This is a genomic window from Nonomuraea sp. NPDC050547 (assembly GCF_044457345.1).
Taxonomy (GTDB): domain Bacteria; phylum Actinomycetota; class Actinomycetes; order Streptosporangiales; family Streptosporangiaceae; genus Nonomuraea.
This window is the reverse complement of sequence record NZ_JBITGW010000039.1, coordinates 25,358-42,083: the sequence shown is the minus strand read 5'-3', so window position 1 is coordinate 42,083 and position 16,726 is coordinate 25,358. Positions and strand designations below refer to the sequence as shown.

Here is a 16,726-nt window from a genome sequence, read left to right as displayed (position 1 = left end):
ATCGGCGAGAATGAGTTCCCATGCGGGCGGTGGTGCAGCGAGTGAGTACGGCCTCGGTGGTCGTGGACGGTCAGACGGTGGGCGCGATCGACGAGCCGGGGCTGCTCGTGCTCGTGGGCGTCACCCACACGGACACGGCGGAGCAGGCGCGCAAGCTGGCCGCCAAGCTCTGGGGGCTGCGCGTCCTCGACGGCGAGAAGTCCTGCTCGGACGTCGGCGCGCCGCTGCTGGTCATCAGCCAGTTCACCCTTTACGCCGACACCAGGAAGGGCCGCCGCCCCACCTGGCAGGCGGCCGCCCCAGGGCCGGTGGCAGAGCCGCTCGTGGAGGCCGTGGTGTCCGGGCTGCGGGCGCTCGGCGCGCACGTCGAGACCGGCCGCTTCGGCGCCGACATGAAGGTCTCCCTGATCAACGACGGCCCCATCACGCTGGTGATCGACGTCTAGGGTGGGGCTGGCCCCACCCACAACCGGCCATCCACCGCCATGTCCCCAGACGGGCGGCGCTTCCTATCGTGCTGGTATGCGAAAGATCCTCTGGGCAGTGCCGGCCGGGGCCGCGCTCCTCGTCGCCGCGCTGGCCGTCCAAACCTTCGACCGTGAGCCAGGCCCGGCGCCCGTGCCGCAGACGGAGACGACGTTCGGCTACCACGAACTCCCGGGGGCCGATCTGGCCATCGAGGCCGACGGGCCCATCCGCCTCACCGTCGTGGCCGGGGGACGGCAGCGGGTCGCCATCAAACGGGAACTCAGCTGGACCGGCGCGCGCCACCACGAGGAAGCCTGGGAGGACGCCCGGCGGCTGCGCATCGCCTACTCGTGCGACGACGGGTGCGCGGCCGACTACGTGCTGACCGTGCCCGAGTCGACCCGGATCAAGGTCACCGGCGCGGCCGGGGGCCTCAGCTGCGCCGCGAAGGTGACCTGCGCTGAAGGCTGAGCCCGGCCCCTGCCGTACCGGGCAGAACTAGCGGATGCGGCGGCGCATGGCCGGGTCGATGCTGACGTTGCGGCCCGCGTCCGGCGGGACGATGATCTCCTGCGTGGCGGCGACGCCGCCCGCCAGCAGCGGTGCGTCGACCGGGACCGACCGCTTGACCACGGCCAGCGCGATCGGCCCGAGCTCGTGGTGACGGACGGACGAACCGACCGCGCCCACCTCCTGGCTCTCGAAGATGACCGGCGCGCCGTGCGGCGGCAGCGTGTCGACGCTGCCGTCGAGGTGCAGGAAGACCAGGCGGCGGGGCGGGTGGCCGAGGTTGTGCACGCGCGCGACCGTCTCCTGCCCGCGGTAGCAGCCCTTGGTCAGGTGTACGGCCTCGCCGATCCAGCCCACCTCGTGGGGAATGGTCTTGTGGTCGGTGTCGAGCCCGAGGCGCGGCTGGTGACGCTCGATGCGCAGCGCCTCGTACGCCCAGATCCCGGCCATGCGCCCCAGACCCGCGTTGAGCTCGGCCCGCGGGATGTAGCGGTCGCCGTCGGCGGTGGAGATCACGGCCAGCTCGTCGTCGGCGCTGGAGACCTCGACGCGCAGCATGAAGCGCATCTTGTCGAGGTAGTCGATCAGCGCCTCGGAAGTGCCGGGCTCCACGTGCGCGAGAACGGCCTCGCCGTCGTCGACCAGCGTGAGGTGGTGCTCGACGCGGCCCTGCAGGTCGAGGATGAGGGTCTGGGTCCACTCCCCCGGCTTGAGGGTGTCGAGCTTGTTGGAGGTCAGATCGTTGAGCCATTTCAGCCGGTCTGCCCCGGAGACGCGGACGATCTCGCGATTGCTGCGGTCGACGACCGCCTCTCCCTTGATCAGCGCGCGCTGCTCGGCGAACAGATCGCCGTAGTGCGCCGCCACGTCGGCGTCGGGGGCATCGGCCGCGACCGCGCCGGGGAGATCGAGCAGAGGGCTACGCATGCCCTCCAGGCTATCTGCAGTTGCGGCACAGCCCGAAGACGGTCAGGTGATGGACGTCGGCGACGAACCCGAGCTGGTCGTCCAGCCCCTTGACCAGGCCTTCCGCCATCTCTGGCCCCACCTCCCCGACCTCGCCGCACCCCCGGCAGACCAGGTGCACGTGGTCGGCGTCGGCCGCCAGGTGGTAGGTGGGCGCGCCGTGGCCGAGATGGGTGTGGGTGACCATGCCCAGCTCTTCGAGCAGCTCCAGGGTCCGGTAGACGGTGGAGATGTTCACCCCCCGCGCGGTCTCACGAACCTTGACGCAGATCTCCTCCGGGGTGGCGTGCTCCAGGTCCTTGACCGCTTCCAGCACCAGCTGGCGCTGCGGCGTCACCCGGTAGCCCTTGGCGCGGAGTTCCTCGTGCCACTGCGTCTCCGTCATGCCCTGAGAATAATCGCTTGCCCGGGTTCGGGAGCCTCGCATAGCGTCGTCTGCACGCGGAAAGGAGGTGGTCCAAACAATGGTGATTCATAGTTGGGCTAGCGAGGTGGTTGTCCGCTAACGAAGCGGACTCCATTGTCTCGCGTCGTTTCGGCGAAATTCGAGGCAACCACCGGGGCCCCGAGGCTGCTGGGGGGCGGGAGGTCCATCCCGACCCATGGCCCATCCAGCCCGCCCGCTCGAGCGGGCGGAACCTGCCCGGGGCCCTTTGCCTTTTCCGCCTAGTGTTCGGTCCGCCAGGGGATCCCGAGCTTCTCGCAGGACTCGCGGTAGAGCATCACCACCGCCTTGCGCACCTGGGGACGCTCGGTCAGCGTCTCCCCCCACGGCACGTCGAGCTTCTCGCCCCCGTCGATCGTGAACTCGATCGCCTGCGCCGTCACGTCACTCGTGACCGCCTCGGTGGCCTCGGGCCGCCCGCCCAGCCCGCGCACGATGATGAGCGCGTCGTCGGTGTGGTCGTCGTTCATGTGGCGCTTGATCGCCTCGACGACATCAGGGGTGAAAGGGGTAGTCATATCCGCTCAAGCTACCTTCTTCAGCTCCGCCGACATATGGGACGTCAGCGGGTGTCCGACGGCGGCCATGTCATAGGCCCACATGAGGTTCCCGTTGACCAGCCCGTAGATCCGCTGCCCCGCCGTGTACTCCTTGGCCGACTCCGTCCGCGCCACCACATCGGTGCGCAGCTCGATCTTGTGGAAGACGACCTCGCCCAGGTAGATCTCCACGATGCCCGTGGGATGCGCCAGCACCACCTCGAGCTGCCGCTCGGGCCGCGCCCGCCAGTAGCCCGACTCGGTGGCCAGGGGCCGCACCCGGTTCCCTTCCCCGTCGAGCAGCCAGGTCCGGCTCACGTACTCCAGGAACGGCTTGCCGTTGTGCCCGAACTCGATCTCCTGCCCGAAGTTGAAGCTCTCGATCGTGGGATAACCGCCGACTCCCGCGCCTTCCCACCTGCCCAGGAGGAAGGAGATGTGCTCAAGATCGGGGTGCGCCTCAGGGGTTTCCATGCCGCCCAACATTACTCTCCGTCGCCCGCCGTTCCCGGGGTACCGGGCGAGGTTCTGAGGTCCGGTGGAGGAGGCGTAGGGTGGCCTGCATGGCACGATCACTGGTGATCAAAGTGACCGCTGGGGCCGACGCCCCCGAGCGGTGCAACCAGGCCTTCACCGTCGCCGCCGCCGCGCTGGCCAGCGGTGTCCCGGTCTCGCTCTGGCTGACCGGCGAGGCCTCCTGGTTCGCGTTGCCGGGAAGGGCCAAGGAGTTCAGCCTCCCCCACGCCGCTCCCCTGACCGACCTCCTGGACGTGGTCCTGGCCGCCGGCCGGGTCACGGTCTGCACCCAGTGCGCGGCCCGCCGCGAGATCACGGTCGACGACCTCATCGACGGCGTACGCATCGCCGGCGCCCCGGCCTTCGTCGAAGAAGCGGTGGCAGAAGGCGCCCAGGCCCTGATCTACTGACCCAGCGCCGCAACCGCCGCACGCCGGTAACGATCGTCCAGAAACGCGTCCCGCGAACTCACCCGAGCAGGACCGAAGGCGATCGCCCGAAGCGCGGTCACAGGCCCACGTGTCAACGGGGCAGGACCGCGGAGAGGCGTTCGGTGCGCAGGGCCTCGTACCAGCGGTCGTCCAGGGGCGGGAGGTCGCCGGCCGACCAGGTCAGCAGGAGGTCGGCCAGAGCGGGGTTGCGGGCGAGGGCGGGGCCGTGGAGGTAGGTGCCGACGACGTGGCCGGCGTAGCAGCCTTCGAAGCCGTTGCCGTTGCCCACGCCGGTGACGACCTGGGAGAGCGGCTTGACGCCGGGGCCGAGCTGGGTGACGCCCATGTGGTTCTCGAAGCCGGTGAGGGTGGGCAGGTTGAGCGCGCTGTCGACCTCGGCGACGAGTTCGCCCACGGCGCGGGCCGGGCCGCGGGTGCTGCTGATGTCGAGGAGGCCGATGCCGTCGACCGGCTGGCCCTCCTCGCCGCCGAAGGTGGATCCCATGATCTGGTATCCGGCGCAGACGGCCAGCATGGCCGCCCCCCGGGCGATGGCGCGGTGGAGGCCGCCGTCGCGGCGCAGCCGTTCCGCGGCGAGGATCTGGGGGCGGTCCTCGCCGCCGCCGATGAGGTAGATGTCGCCGGTCTCCGGTACGGGGTCGGCCGAGCGTACGTGGACGACCTCGGCGTCGATGCCCCTGCGGCGGGCACGCTGCTCGAGCACCAGCGCGTTGCCCTGGTCGCCGTAGGTGCTGAGCAGGTCGGGGTAGATCCAGACGATGCGCAGGGTGCTGTCAGACGGCACGGCCGAACTCCGATCGGATCTGCTGGAAGGCGGTGTAGTTGGCGATCACGTCGACCCGGCCGGGCGGCTGCGCGCCGAGGGCCTCGGCGAAGGTGTCGGCCAGCGCGAACGGTACGTCGGCGACGTCGAGCCGCAGCGCCAGGTCGAGCCGGCGCTCACCGGTGACGAACACGGGCCGCCCGCGCAGGATGCGGTAGTCGACGTCCCAGAGCCAGGAGGTGTCGCGGCCGTCGGGGCCCTGGGCGTTGACCGACAGGATGATCGGCAGCGCCGGGTCGGCGACGTCGAAGGCCTCCAGCCAGCCGGCCGGGTTCTTGGCCAGGAGCAGGCGGGCGTGGCGGCCGTCGCGCTCGACGGTGGTGTAGCGGCCGGCCACGGAGGTGACCTCGCGCAGCCTCGGCAGGGCACGCTCGACCGGCAGGCCGAACGCCTCGGCGACGGCCAGGGCCATGGCGGCGTTGGAGCGGTTGGCGGAGCCGGGCAGCTGGATGTCGAGCACCCAGCGCTGGCCGCGCGGGTCGATCACGGCGTCGTCGTCGAGGATCCACTGCGGCTCGGGCCGGTGGAAGGTGCACTCGCGGCAAGCCCAGTGCCTGTCTTTACGGTCAAGAGGCCCACCGCACTCGGGACAGCACCAGCTGTCCTCCTTCCAGCGCTGGCCGCCGGAGACCCAGGTGACCTTGGCGGCGGTGGAGGCGCCCCAGGTGACGAGGGGGTCGTCGCAGTTGGCGATGACGTGGGTGGGTTTGCCGGACAGGGCCCGGCGCCACTTCTGGGCCAGCAGCCAGATCTCGGCGGCGCGGTCCATCTGGTCGCGGCTGAGGTTCATGAGGCAGACGACGCCGGCGCCGGTGGTGTCGAGCACCTCGGGCAGGTACTTCTCGTCGACCTCCAGCACACCGTAGGGCGCGTCCTTGTGCTGCGACAGCGCGGAGACGTGCCCGGCGGGCATGTTGGCGCCGTAGGCGTTGGTGGCCACCTCGCCCATCTCCAGCAGCGCGGAGGTGATCAGCCGGGTGGTGGTGGTCTTGCCGTTGGTGGCGCTGATGAGGGCCAGCCTGCGGTCGCGCGCCAGCTGGCGCAGCAGGTCGGGCTCCAGCATGAGGCCCACGCGGCCGCCGATCACCGAACCGTCGCCACGTCCGGTCATTCTGGACAAGGTGGCGGCACTGCGCCCCAGGGCACTCGCGAGCTGAGCCCGCAGGGGAAGCTGGGTCATGGTTATGGATCCTAGTCAAGGCTGGCCGGTACTCGGCGTTACCGCCGAATTCCCGCCGTGGACGGGCGGCCGGGGATCGGGGCAACCGCCCCACAAGCCCCTCTTTCCGGTACGCGCCTGCTCCGCCCGCTGCCGGAACTCCTTCTCGTACGCCACGTTCGGCCACACGCGAAGAAAGAAGGCGTTCCCCTCGGCCAGCTGGCTCTCGTTCACCAGCACCCCCCGGGCATTCCACACGTAACGCAGCTGCCTCCGGTAGTCATCGAATTTCCGCGTGTCGAAGGCGATGGTGACGATCGACCCCCGAGGCGCCAGCTTCAGCAAGGCGTCCGCCGACTGCCTGGCCCAGCACTGCGGCGACGGCCGCATCTCGGGCGCGTCGATCCCGATCAGCCGGACGCGCTGCTCACGCCCCGCGTACTCCCCGTCGACCGGCGCGACCACCATGGTGTCGCCGTCGTTCACCCACACGACCCGCGCGCTCTCGACCGGCGGCGGGCTCGCGGGCGCCAGCCCGGTGATGGGCGGCCTGACGAAGGTGTCGGCCAGCACGTACACCGCGCCCAGGGCGGCTACAACCAGCAGTATTCCAATCACGGTCAGTCGCACACGGGCAGACCTACCCAGACTCGGCGAAGGTGATCTCGGGGGCGCCGCCGTTCTCGAACGGCAGCACGAACCGCCGCGGCCACGACAGCACGCTCTCCAGCCACCCCGCGCCCATCATCTGCCCGACGTGCCGCAACCGCGCGGCGGCCTCGATCCCGATCGCGACGGTCATGATGTCGCGCTGCACGGCCTCGTTCTCGTCGTCGCCCAGGATGACCCGCCAGGCCAGCGCCCGGTTGTGGTCGATCTCCATCGACAGCGGGTGGTGGCGCAGCGCCTTGGCCCGGTGGCCGAGCAGCTCGCTGCGCACCAGTTCGGTGGCGGCGCCGGCGCCGAACAGCGCGTACTCCAGCGCCGGCGCGGGCGCGCGCAGGTCGGGAGCCGGATGCCCGAACGGGAAGAGCCTGTCCACCTCGTGCAGCCACCGCACCTGCGGGATCACCCACGAAGGACCGGGCCGCTCGCCGCCGCCCTCGGCCGCGTTCAGCAGCTTGGCCGCCGTCTCCGCGGCCTTCTCCACCAGCAGCGCCGGGTCGAACCAGCTCCGCAGCGCCCACGCCCGCCTGCTGACGGCCCGCTCGACCAGCGTGGCCAGCAGGCACTCGCGCCGCCTGGCCGGAACCTCGGCCCAGACCCCGGCCAGCGCGCGCGGCACCCCGGGCAGCGGCCGGTTGCCGACGAAGGCCAGCACGACGGTGTCGCACCAGATTCGCAGCCACGCCCACTCGGGCGCGCCCGCGAGCACGTCCGCCTCGCGCAGTTCCACGAGCGTGCACGCCTGTCCGGTACGGCACGCCGCCCCGCAGGCCGCCGAGCGCCGCCCCCGGATCGGCGGCGGCGGCCCCGGCAGCACCTTCTCCCGCGACTCCCCGAGCGGCACCATGATGCGCAGCGGCCGGTCCATGCCGTCGGCGAACACCGCCGCGGCGCCCGGCTGCAGCGAGACGACCTGGCGGGACTGCTCGTCGCTGAGGTTCATGGCGGCGCCGACCAGCTGCCTGTCGTCCTCGGCGGGCAGCCGGTGCACGACCTTGAGCGCGGTGTTCTTGACGACGTCGGACACGAGTTTGGTCGGGATCTGCTCGGCCACGACGATGCCCTCGCCGTACGCGCGGATCTCGGCGAGCATTCCGGCGAGCAGTTCGACGGCGTGGGTGGAGGCGCGGCCCGCGCCGCGGTCGCGCAGCAACCGGTGCGCTTCCTCGATCACGATCACGTGCCGCAGCCCGCCGGACTTCTCGCCGCGGGCGCGCATCCGCAGGTGCTCCACGATCCGGATGATCAGCGTGCCCATGAGGAAGGCTTTGTCCTCGTCGTTGGCGACGTCCTCGATGGCCAGGACGACGTTGCGTTCGAGGAGCCCGCCGATGTCGGCCGGGTGGCCGCCCTCGAAGAAGCGCCCGGCCGAGCCGACGCGCAGTGAGCGCAGCCGCAGGGAGATGAAGCCCTCGACGTCGGCCTGGACCTCGCGGCCGTAGCCGATCTCCCGGATCACGTCCATGGCGTGCTGCTGCAACTGCTCCAGGGTCGGCACGCTGGGCGGCACCTTCGAGCCGGGCACCGCGCCGCCGGTGACGACGTCCCAGCCGGTCGCCTCGTAGACCCGCTGCAACGCCAGCGACATGATCTGCGGGAACGGCTCCTCGGCGTCGAAGGCGGCCATGAACAACGCCCGGATCATGTCGATGTGCGCCTGCACCGGGTAACCGGGCTCGGGCTCCAGCGGGTTCACGCTGAACGGCACGCTGTCCGGCGCCGACGGGTTGATCACGGTGACCGGGGCGTCGATCCGCCCGGCCATGGCCTGGTACTCCGACTTGGCCGGCTCGATGGCCAGCCACGGGATCCTGGCGGCGCTGAGCTGTTCGAGCAGGTGCCGGACGGTCTGCGACTTGCCCGAGCCGGTCGCGCCGGTGACGAAGGCGTGGCGGTTGAGCGTGGCCAGCGGCACCCGGAAGGCGCCCACGCCGCGGTCCTGGCCGTCGAGGATCTCGCCCAGGTCGAGCTCGCCCGCCTCGGAGGCTTCCGAGGTGACGTCGAAGAATCCGGCGTCCAGCACGCGCAGGCCGGGCACCTCGCGCCTGGGCAGCCCGGCGAGGGCGGCCAGCGCGCCCGCGGTGGCCGCGAACGGCGCGGCGGCGCCGTCGCCCGGGTCCTGGAGGTTCAGGCTCAGCGCCTCGGGCAGCGCGTAGACGGCGCCCGCGGCGCTGCGCAGCCGGTAGGGGTGGTGGCCGATCTCGACCGAGCCGACCAGGACGGGCGCGAGCTGGCGCAGTTCGTCGGCGGTGGCGGCGCCGGCCAGCGCCCTGACGTTCCACAGCCCGGCCTCGCGGAAGGCGTCGAGCTCCTGCATGCGGCGCTCGGCGCGCTCGGCGTCGAACCTGGAGCGCTCGGAGGCGTCGCCGTACTGCCTGAGGACGTTGAGCTGGGTGCGCAGGTGGGCGACCTCCGCGTCGAGCAGGTCGGTCGGCTCGGCCACCAGCAGCCAGGCGAACGGCCGCGACATGAGCGTGACCAGCGTCGACTCGAACAACGTGGGCCGCTTCAGCTCGTCGGGGTCGTACTCCCTGCGCGCGTTCAGCGGCGGCGCCTGACGTCCCGGGCAGGGCATCCACACCAGGTCGGACAGGTCGGCCAGGCACTCCTCACCCAGCTGCACGCCCCTGGCCCCGCCGGGGAACAGCAGCGGCTGAGGCCCGCGCGCGCCCTCTGGCCCCGGCGCGCGGCGCGGCTGCCGGGGCGGCGACAGCGGCCCGGCGTTGGTGATCAGCTCCAGCGGCGCGCCGGAGCCGCGCGAGAGCCAGCCGATGACGAACGGCCGCTGCCGCTGAGCCGCCGAGAGCACGGCCGGCAGGATGGAGACGAAGTCCCACTCCGCCGATGAACTTCGCGAGGGTGCGGCGATCGACTGGATTCTGTACCAGGGTCCGCTTAGCTGCATCTCATCCCCCCACAGATGGTTCTTAGTAAAGTCCGCCTCCATTCGGCGTGTGGACCGGCCATTGGGGAGGTCCTTACCTCTCCTTGCGCCAGTCCAGACGCGGCGGGGGCGGGCCGAGGTTCGGGGGTGGCTCTTCGCCGGGGTTCTCGTTGCCGTTCTGCGCCAGTACGGCGTCGCGGACGTCCTCCAGCTCGCCAAGCGTGGTTTTGGGGAAGGTCAGTATCGCGGGATTGGCGTCGGCCAGGCGGACCCGGCGGCCCTCGGCGGTGGCGTCGGTGACGATCACGGACGTCGTGGGCAGCTGCTGCAACTGGTGCGGCTCGACCAGGAACTCCCGCGAGCGCTGCAGCACCCGCTCCTTCTCGCCGATCTTGGTCGCCGTCCTGCCCCACTCGGTCGATTCGGTGATGTCCCCGGCCAGGTCGGTACGGTTGTCACCGCGCTCCTCCGTCGACTCCTCCACCTGGGAGATCGTCGAGGTGTAGCCGCCGTCGAGCCCCGGCACCGAGGCGCTGATCGTCTCGGTGAGCTGGGCCAGCTCCAGCCGGTGCTCGGTGCCGACGTGCTCGCTGGCCACCCGCGCGTCCTCGGCGTTGCCCAGCCGCATGAACGCCACCGCCGCGTGCCCGCGGCCCAGCCGTTCCCTGACCGTGGGGGTCAGCGAGCGGTAGGTCAGCACGAGGCCGGTGCGGGAGGTCTCGCAGGCGTCCATGAGCCGGTCGAGCACGTCGCCGCGGAGCTTGTCCGCGCCCGCGACGATGATCGTGTGGTACCAGGGCCGCTCGGAGGCGGGCGACTGGCGCAGGATGTGGGTCAGCGCCGTGGCCACGTACGTTCCGAGGACCCGGTTGCCGAACACGCCCGCCTGACGGTCCATGCTCACCACGCGCAGGCGCGCGGGCGGGAGCCGGACGGCCTGGGTGCCGAGGGTTTCGAGTTTGCGCAGCTGCGACTCCAGCGCCCACGCCCGCTCGATCACCACGCGGTCGCTGACGCCGCGCCCGAACAAAGTCCCGATGCGCTCCAGCTGCGTCGCGGTGATCAGCCCGAACCTCAGGTCGTCGCGCGGGTCGCCCACCTGGGCCAGCGCCCGCAGGGCCGCGGTGACCTGTCTGATCGTGGCGTCCTCGCCCAGGACCTCCAGCACGCGCTCCAGGATGGCGTTGTCGAAGCTGAGGTCGCGGGTGGTGCGGTGCTCCTCGCTGACGCTGACGACGTGGGCCAGCACGTCGGCGAACGCTTCCGGCTTGAGCGTGGCCCCCAGGTCCAGCCGGGGCAGGTCGACGGGCAGCACCCAGACGAGCGGGTCGTCGCCGCCGCGCCTGGCCAGCTCGATGAGGTCCTTGGCGATGGCGCCCTCGGACAGGTCGAGCACGGTCAGGTGCCCGCCGCTGTAGAGCCGGGTGGCGCCGATCAGCGTGATCAGCGCCGACCATCCGGGCAGCGTCCCGCCGGCCACGTCGATGCGGTCGATCTCATCCGGTACGGCTACCGCGTACCAGTTGACCTGCCGGTCGTGGCGGTCCTTGACCTCCTGCCACTCGCGGTAGCGCTGGGCGTGCTCCTCCTGGGCGCGGAACAACTCCTTGTCACGTTCCTGACGCACCCGGTCGTCGCGCGCCTGCTGCTCCAGGACCCGGTAGCGCACCGCCCGGTCGCCCTGCAGCAGCGCGTAGCTGCAGATTCCCGCGACGCCGCCCGCGGCCACGAACCCGATCAGCGCGAACGACCAGTCGAGGTAGCCGAGCAGGGCGAGGGTGAAGATGAGCAACGTGAGAAAGATCATGAAGATCCGGAAGATCCGGACCGGCCGGTTGAGCAGATCCTCCTGGAGCTTCTCGCGCCGCAGCAGCTCGGTGTCGACCCGGGCCTGCTCTCCGGCGTCGGCGGGCTCGCCGGTGTCGCCGATGGGCGAGGGCCGCTTCGGCGGCGGGCCGGGGTCGGGGTGCAGCAGGACGTACTGCCAGCCCAGGTAGATCCGGTCGGCCTGGAGCTGCGCATGCTCGGGATGCACGTCCGTCACGTGACCCTCCGGCTGCGATATGTCCTTGTCCCGCGGCGACCTCGTCGTCGGCCGCTCGTGACAGCGTAAGAGCTAGAACCCCTATTCGGGCAGGGTTCCCGCCAAATCCATCACAGGGATGGGACCATTGCGGCAGATGGTACAAGCGCGACCTATTACCATCCATACCCATGACGGAACCCTCCGGCGCACCAAGCACCCCCAAACGCCCGGTTGTGGTGCCCGCGATCGGCTTGGTCATCCTCACCGCCCTCGGCATCACCGCCCTGCTCGGCGGTCTGAACACCGCGCCCGACAAACCGCCGCCCCAGATGGCCGCCGGCCAGAAGATCGACCAGGGCCTGTACGAGACCGAGTTCGTGGAGGCCAAGATCACCGTCCAGCGAGGTCCCGGCGAGTTCGCGGAGGACCGGCGGTATCTCGACATCCTCTTCAAGGTCACGAACAAGAGCGACACGACGATCACGACCGGTGCGGGCTCCAGCGCCACCGGCGCCGGCAGCGGCTTCGCCGGGACGCTGATCAAGATGACGCCGGAGATCAAGTCGCAGTGGGGCGCGCAGGCCTTCATCCCCTCGGGCGAGGACGGCAAGAGCTCCCAGCTGCATCCCGGGGTCCCGTCGAACGTGACCGTCCGCTACGAGCTGGACAAGGCGGCCCAGGCTCCGCCAGAGGTGGCCCTGAGCCTGTCCAAGCTGGAGAAGAACGAGAGCCCCATCTCCGGCACGACGGTGTGGATGCCCGTCGACAAGGAAGACCCCTTCACCCGGAAGCGCGCCGTGGAAGTGCTCTACACCATCAAGGCCCCTGTGAAGCAGGAGGCGACGCAGTGACGGCGACCGACCAGCGGCCGGCGGCGCCGCGCAGACGCCGCGCGCCCGCCCGCGGGGGCGGTTCCAAGGTTCTCGGCGCCGTCGTGGGCCTCGCGCTGGCCGCGGCCGCCGTGGGACTCCAGACCCTGGGCCTGAGCGACGACGACCTGTCGATGCCGCTCGCGACCACGGGAGACACGGGCGAGGAGGTCGCCACCGGACGGTTCACCATCCGCGTGGACGGCGTGAAGACGGCCAAGTCCATCCGCGCCGGGGACAAGACCGCCGTCACGGGCAACATCTTCCTGGTGGTCGAGACCTCCGCGACCGTACCGCTGGAGCCCACGAAGATCCGGCCGCCCGTTCTGGTCGCCGAGGACGGCCGGCGCTTCGACGCCACCGACAAAGTCGACAGGAGCAAGACGCTGGCGAACGTGTGGAGCCAGCCGGGCTGGTGGGCCTCGGGTGTGTTCGTGTTCGACGTGCCCGCCGACGTGCTGGCCGGCGCCCAGGCCTCGTTCGTCGCGCCCACGAGCGCCTTCTACGGCGAGCCGATGCCGCCGGCGGCCGAGATCGACCTGGGCATCGACGAGACGGCGGCCAAGCGACTCGCCGCCGCCCCTCAGGACGTGTACACGCTGGGCGAGAAGAAGTAGACGATGAGCACGAACGATTCAGAGCGCGACTGGTTCGCCCCGCCCGCCGGCCAGCCCCCGCAGCGTCCGCAGCCGCCGGCGCCGCCGATTCGGCGTCCGGGGCGCCGGGCCGCCGCCCCGACGCCGCCACGCCCCCGTCCCGCGATCCACGCCGACCAGCAGGTGTGGCCGCCCGCTCCCGCCGAGCCGGCCGGTAGCTCGACGCAGCCCATCCCGGCCATCCCGAGCGCGGGGCCGTTGCCCCCGAGGCCGCCCCAGCCGCCGTGGACCCCTCCGGAGGAGACGCCGCCCGCCGCCACGCCGCCGCCCAGGCCGCGCCGTCTCCTGCTCGGCATCGGGGCGGTCGTCGCCCTGGTGGTGGCCCTCGGCGTACCGACCGCCGACCGGTACCTGTTCTACAAGAGCGGGCGGCCCAGCCCGACCGTGCACCTGGCGGGGCCCGGCCAGACGCTCACCTACGAGCACGTGTCCTGGAAGTCGGCCATCGAACCGGCCACGGCGCCCCCGGGCAGCAGGCACAACACGCCCGACAAGCAGTGGTTGAAGATCACCGTCACCCGCTCCGCCACCGACGCCACCGGCGCCGTGCTCACCGCCAAGCCGAAGCTGACGCTGAAGGACGCCGCCGGGCGTGCCTGGATGGCCGAGATCTACGAGGACAACACCCCGACCGAGAAGCACGAGGTAGGCAAGGAGTACAGCTACCTGGCCATGGCGGTCGTCCCGGCGGCGGTCGGCAAGGAGGTCCAGCTGAACCTGGAGCCGGACATCACCTACCGCATGGACACCCCGACGGAGAAGCTGTTCGAGGCGAACGAAGAGGACACGGAGAAGTCCCGCCGCAACGATGTGATCGTCTTCAGGCGGTGATGTCCTCGCCGCGGGCGCGGGCCCTGGTAGCCGCGATGTCGAAGGTGGCGGCCAGCAGGCAGTAGGTGAGCACGGTCACCAGCAGGTTCTTGACGAAGTCGACGGGCCAGCTGACCCACAACCACATGTACGGCGTGGGCGACCCGATGAACGTGCTGACCGCCCTGTCCAGATAGTCCGCGCCGACCCGGATTCCCACGAACAGCAGGCACATCAGCCCGAAGAGCGTCGCGCCGCCCTTGACCGTGACGCGGAAGGCGTTCACGACCGGGACCCAGCGTTCCTGGAACCCGCCGACCATGCGGTTGACCGACCGCTGGGTGACCTCGTGCGAGCCCTCCAGCCTGTCGACGCTGCCCGCCAGCCGGGTGCCGCGCAGCGCCCGCCGGGTGTCGTCGACCGTGCCGCCGAACACCAGAACGGCGACGGCCAGCCAGGTGAGCGGCATGACCAGGGCGTCCACGATGAAGGGCCAGGCCTCGCCCACCCAGCCCCAGAACGCCTCCAGCCCGGGAACGCTCTCCTTGGCCTTGGTGACGATGTCCCCCGCCTCGGAGACCACGACGCGGTGCTCGGCCCAGTCGGCGCGCAGCGCGCTGAAGGTGAAGACCGCGTTGAGGCCGCAGAACATGAACGCGAACTCGGCGAAGGCGGTCGCGACGCCGGCCAGCTTGCCGGCTCCGCGCTCGACCTGCCGCTCGAACAGCATCCGCAGACCCAGCGCCACCGCCATGGCGGCCAGCGACACGCGCCAGTCGAGACCGACCAGCCCGGTGGTGAGCGTGGTCTCTTCCTTCGTGCCGTTGGCGATGTTGTTGAAGATGACGTTGTAGAAGTTGTCGTCGAGGTTGTGCAGCAGGTCCATCGCCACGAAGGCCCTGGCGTCGGGCTTGTACAGCTCCCAGGCGAGATAGATCACCGCGAACGCGGGGGCGATCCGGTTCAGCGAGGACCAGAACGACTCGTCCTCGGCCCCGTCGGCCCGGCGGGCGGCGTTCTCCCACATGGCGGCGCGCAGGGAGAGCATCATCCCGGTGATGACGGTCATCGCCAGCATGACGATGACCGTCATGAGGGTGATGGTCACCACCAGGCGGGCTTGGCGGAAGTCGCCGTGGGAGATCTCGGTCGCGATGTAGAGGAGCGCCCATCGGGCCGCCTCTCCCGCGGAGAACCACAGGACCAGCGGCAGCGCGCACTTGCCCGCCAGACGCAGGGTGTGCAGGGGCAGCGAGTACGGCGAGGGCACTCGCTGAGCCGGTGTCGGCCCGGGTTGAGGGGGTGCCACCACACCAGACGATCCGGACATCTGCAGAATCGTAGCGGTCTGTCCAGGATGGGCGCATCCACATCGCGGAATGCCGCCAATCAGTTGATTGTTCAACCGTCCATGACGCTTCTCAACGAGATCGAGCGTTACCGCTACGCCGAGCGGTTGCTTGGCCAGCGGGATGCGCTCGGAGCCCTGTACATGCTGGAGCCGCTGCTCGACGAGCACGGCGACGATCCCGGCGTGCTCCTGCTCGCCGCCCGTGCCTACTTCCACTCCGCCCAGCTCGGCCGTGCCCAGAAGGCCCTGGGCACGCTGGTCGAGCGCGACCCGAGCGACCACTATGCCCGGTTCCTGCTGGGCCGGACGCTGGAGCGGGCGAGCAAGCCGGAGCAGGCGCTGCCGCACCTGCGGATGGCCGCGGCCATGGCCGCCGAGCCCGACTACGCCGACTCGGTGACGCGAGTCGAGCGGAAGCTGTCCTTGTAGTTCGTCAACAGGTGGAACGCGCCGCCCACCAGCAGGCCCCAGAAGGCCGAGCCGACGCCGAAGAAGGAGACTCCAGAGGCGGTCACCACGAAGGTGACGGCGGCGCTTTCCACCCCGGCTCTTTCCACCCCGGCCCTGAACGCGGACGCGATCGAGGCGGCCAGTGCGCCGAGCAACGCCAGACCCGCCACCGCCTCGATCAGCACCGGCGGCGCCAGCAGGACCAGCGCCACCGCCAGGCCCGATCCCAGGCCCAGGACGACCATGCAGATGCCCGACGTCAGGGAGGCGACCCAGCGGCGCGCGGGGTCCTCGTGCGCGTCGGGCCCGGCGGCGAGCGCCGCGGAGATGGCGGCCAGGTTGATGGCGTGGCCGCCGAGGAAGGCCCCTGCGGCGGTGCCGGCCCCGGTGGTCAGCAGCACCTCGCCGAAAGGCGGGCGGAAGCCGTACCCGGAAAGGACGGCCATGCCCGGCACGTTCTGGGAGGCCATCGTCACCAGGAAGAGGGGCAGTGCGATGCCGACCATGGCGGAGCCGGTGAAGGCCGGTACGGCCGGCGCCACCACGGGCACCGCGTCGAACGTGAGCGAGGGCGCGGTCACCACGATCGCCACGACGGCGGCGGCCAGCGCGCCCGGCACCGCCCACATGCGGGCGAACCGGTAGAGCAGCGCCCAGATCACGATCACCGGGATCGCCATGAGCGGCACCTGCGCGACCGCGGCCACCGGCGCCAGGCACAGCTTGAGCAGGATGCCGGCCAGCATCGCGCCGGCGATCGGCTGCGGGATGCGGGCGATGAGGCGGCCGAGCGCGGGGAACAGCCCCGTGGCCATGATGGCCAGGCCGCAGACCAGGAAGGCGCCGATCGCCGCGGTGTAGCCGCCGTCGACGGGGCCGGTGGACAACAGGAGCGCCGCCCCGGGAGTCGACCAGGCGGCGGTGACGGGCATGCGGTGCCGTACGGAAAGGACGATGGTCGTGACGCCCACGGCCACGCAGAGGACGAGCAGGCCGGAGGCGGCCTGGCGGGAGTCCGCGCCGACGGCGCGCAGGCCGGCCAGCACGATGGTGAACGAACTCGCGAAGCCGACCACCGCGGTCACGATGCCGGCGATGACCGGTCTCAGGGTAGTTCGTTCCATTTATGGAACAGT

At 71.1% G+C, this 16,726-nt stretch carries 18 protein-coding genes; 7 read left to right on the top strand and 11 right to left on the bottom strand.

Features of this window, described 5'->3' with window-relative positions:
* The first annotated feature begins 20 nt into the window (after positions 1-20).
* The gene (gene dtd / locus ACIBHY_RS53570) at positions 21-446 is read left to right on the top strand and encodes a D-aminoacyl-tRNA deacylase (RefSeq protein ID WP_397259018.1); all 426 of its coding nucleotides are present in this window, start codon (positions 21-23) and stop codon (positions 444-446) included.
* Positions 447-522: 76 nt separating this feature from the next.
* Entirely contained in the window at positions 523-939 is a 417-nt protein-coding gene (locus ACIBHY_RS53565; RefSeq protein ID WP_397259020.1) for a hypothetical protein, read from the top strand.
* A 27-nt stretch (positions 940-966) separates the two neighbouring features.
* Here ACIBHY_RS53565 and ACIBHY_RS53560 read toward each other — a convergent pair whose 3' ends face one another.
* From ACIBHY_RS53560 to ACIBHY_RS53545, 4 genes are all read right to left on the bottom strand, one after another.
* Complete coding sequence (locus ACIBHY_RS53560) at positions 967-1,905, bottom strand: YgfZ/GcvT domain-containing protein (RefSeq protein ID WP_397259022.1); 939 nt, start codon at positions 1,903-1,905, stop codon at positions 967-969.
* Positions 1,906-1,915: 10 nt separating this feature from the next.
* Positions 1,916-2,329, bottom strand: a complete 414-nt coding sequence (locus tag ACIBHY_RS53555) for a Fur family transcriptional regulator (RefSeq protein WP_184958251.1) — start codon at positions 2,327-2,329, stop codon at positions 1,916-1,918.
* Positions 2,330-2,610: 281 nt separating this feature from the next.
* Positions 2,611-2,907: a DUF2470 domain-containing protein gene (locus ACIBHY_RS53550; protein ID WP_397310922.1), complete on the bottom strand. Its 297-nt coding sequence runs from the start codon at positions 2,905-2,907 to the stop codon at positions 2,611-2,613.
* Positions 2,908-2,913: 6 nt separating this feature from the next.
* Positions 2,914-3,402 carry an FABP family protein gene (locus ACIBHY_RS53545; protein ID WP_397310921.1) on the bottom strand — a complete coding sequence of 163 codons (489 nt, stop codon included), beginning with the start codon at positions 3,400-3,402 and terminating at the stop codon, positions 2,914-2,916.
* An 89-nt stretch (positions 3,403-3,491) separates the two neighbouring features.
* Between ACIBHY_RS53545 and ACIBHY_RS53540 the strand changes: the two genes are divergently transcribed.
* Entirely contained in the window at positions 3,492-3,854 is a 363-nt protein-coding gene (locus ACIBHY_RS53540) for a DsrE family protein (protein WP_397259028.1), read from the top strand.
* Between the two features lie 112 nt (positions 3,855-3,966).
* Here the strand turns inward: ACIBHY_RS53540 and ACIBHY_RS53535 are convergent, their stop codons facing one another.
* From ACIBHY_RS53535 to ACIBHY_RS53515, 5 genes are all read right to left on the bottom strand, one after another.
* The gene (locus tag ACIBHY_RS53535; RefSeq protein ID WP_397259030.1) at positions 3,967-4,680 is read right to left on the bottom strand and encodes a type 1 glutamine amidotransferase; all 714 of its coding nucleotides are present in this window, start codon (positions 4,678-4,680) and stop codon (positions 3,967-3,969) included.
* Positions 4,670-5,899 (bottom strand): MurT ligase domain-containing protein, encoded by a 1,230-nt coding sequence (locus ACIBHY_RS53530; protein ID WP_397259032.1) that lies wholly within the window; start codon positions 5,897-5,899, stop codon positions 4,670-4,672. Before ACIBHY_RS53530 ends, ACIBHY_RS53535 begins: the two co-directional genes overlap by 11 nt.
* Positions 5,900-5,914: 15 nt before the next feature.
* A complete protein-coding gene (locus ACIBHY_RS53525) occupies positions 5,915-6,496 on the bottom strand; it encodes a thermonuclease family protein (protein ID WP_397259034.1) in 582 nt (193 codons plus the stop codon).
* Between the two features lie 22 nt (positions 6,497-6,518).
* Complete coding sequence (locus tag ACIBHY_RS53520) at positions 6,519-9,353, bottom strand: ATP-binding protein (RefSeq protein WP_397259036.1); 2,835 nt, start codon at positions 9,351-9,353, stop codon at positions 6,519-6,521.
* Between the two features lie 169 nt (positions 9,354-9,522).
* Complete coding sequence (locus ACIBHY_RS53515; RefSeq protein WP_397259038.1) at positions 9,523-11,472, bottom strand: hypothetical protein; 1,950 nt, start codon at positions 11,470-11,472, stop codon at positions 9,523-9,525.
* A gap of 170 nt (positions 11,473-11,642) precedes the next feature.
* Here ACIBHY_RS53515 and ACIBHY_RS53510 point away from each other — a divergent pair, with 170 nt between their 5' ends.
* From ACIBHY_RS53510 to ACIBHY_RS53500, 3 genes are read left to right on the top strand one after another with little or no spacing between them, the layout of a single operon-like run.
* The gene (locus tag ACIBHY_RS53510) at positions 11,643-12,305 is read left to right on the top strand and encodes a hypothetical protein (RefSeq protein ID WP_397259040.1); all 663 of its coding nucleotides are present in this window, start codon (positions 11,643-11,645) and stop codon (positions 12,303-12,305) included.
* Complete coding sequence (locus ACIBHY_RS53505; protein WP_397259042.1) at positions 12,302-12,940, top strand: hypothetical protein; 639 nt, start codon at positions 12,302-12,304, stop codon at positions 12,938-12,940. The genes ACIBHY_RS53510 and ACIBHY_RS53505 overlap by 4 nt, the downstream gene beginning before the upstream one ends.
* Before the next feature lie 3 nt (positions 12,941-12,943).
* Positions 12,944-13,810: a hypothetical protein gene (locus tag ACIBHY_RS53500; RefSeq protein WP_397310920.1), complete on the top strand. Its 867-nt coding sequence runs from the start codon at positions 12,944-12,946 to the stop codon at positions 13,808-13,810.
* On the opposite strand, the gene ACIBHY_RS53495 is transcribed toward ACIBHY_RS53500, so the two are convergent.
* Positions 13,800-15,119 carry a hypothetical protein gene (locus ACIBHY_RS53495; protein ID WP_397310919.1) on the bottom strand — a complete coding sequence of 440 codons (1,320 nt, stop codon included), beginning with the start codon at positions 15,117-15,119 and terminating at the stop codon, positions 13,800-13,802. The genes ACIBHY_RS53500 and ACIBHY_RS53495 overlap by 11 nt on opposite strands.
* Positions 15,120-15,200: 81 nt before the next feature.
* Here ACIBHY_RS53495 and ACIBHY_RS53490 point away from each other — a divergent pair, with 81 nt between their 5' ends.
* The gene (locus tag ACIBHY_RS53490; protein ID WP_397259048.1) at positions 15,201-15,569 is read left to right on the top strand and encodes a tetratricopeptide repeat protein; all 369 of its coding nucleotides are present in this window, start codon (positions 15,201-15,203) and stop codon (positions 15,567-15,569) included.
* Here ACIBHY_RS53490 and ACIBHY_RS53485 read toward each other — a convergent pair.
* Entirely contained in the window at positions 15,524-16,714 is a 1,191-nt protein-coding gene (locus ACIBHY_RS53485) for a benzoate/H(+) symporter BenE family transporter (RefSeq protein WP_397310918.1), read from the bottom strand. The genes ACIBHY_RS53490 and ACIBHY_RS53485 overlap by 46 nt on opposite strands.
* Positions 16,715-16,726: the final 12 nt, after the last annotated feature.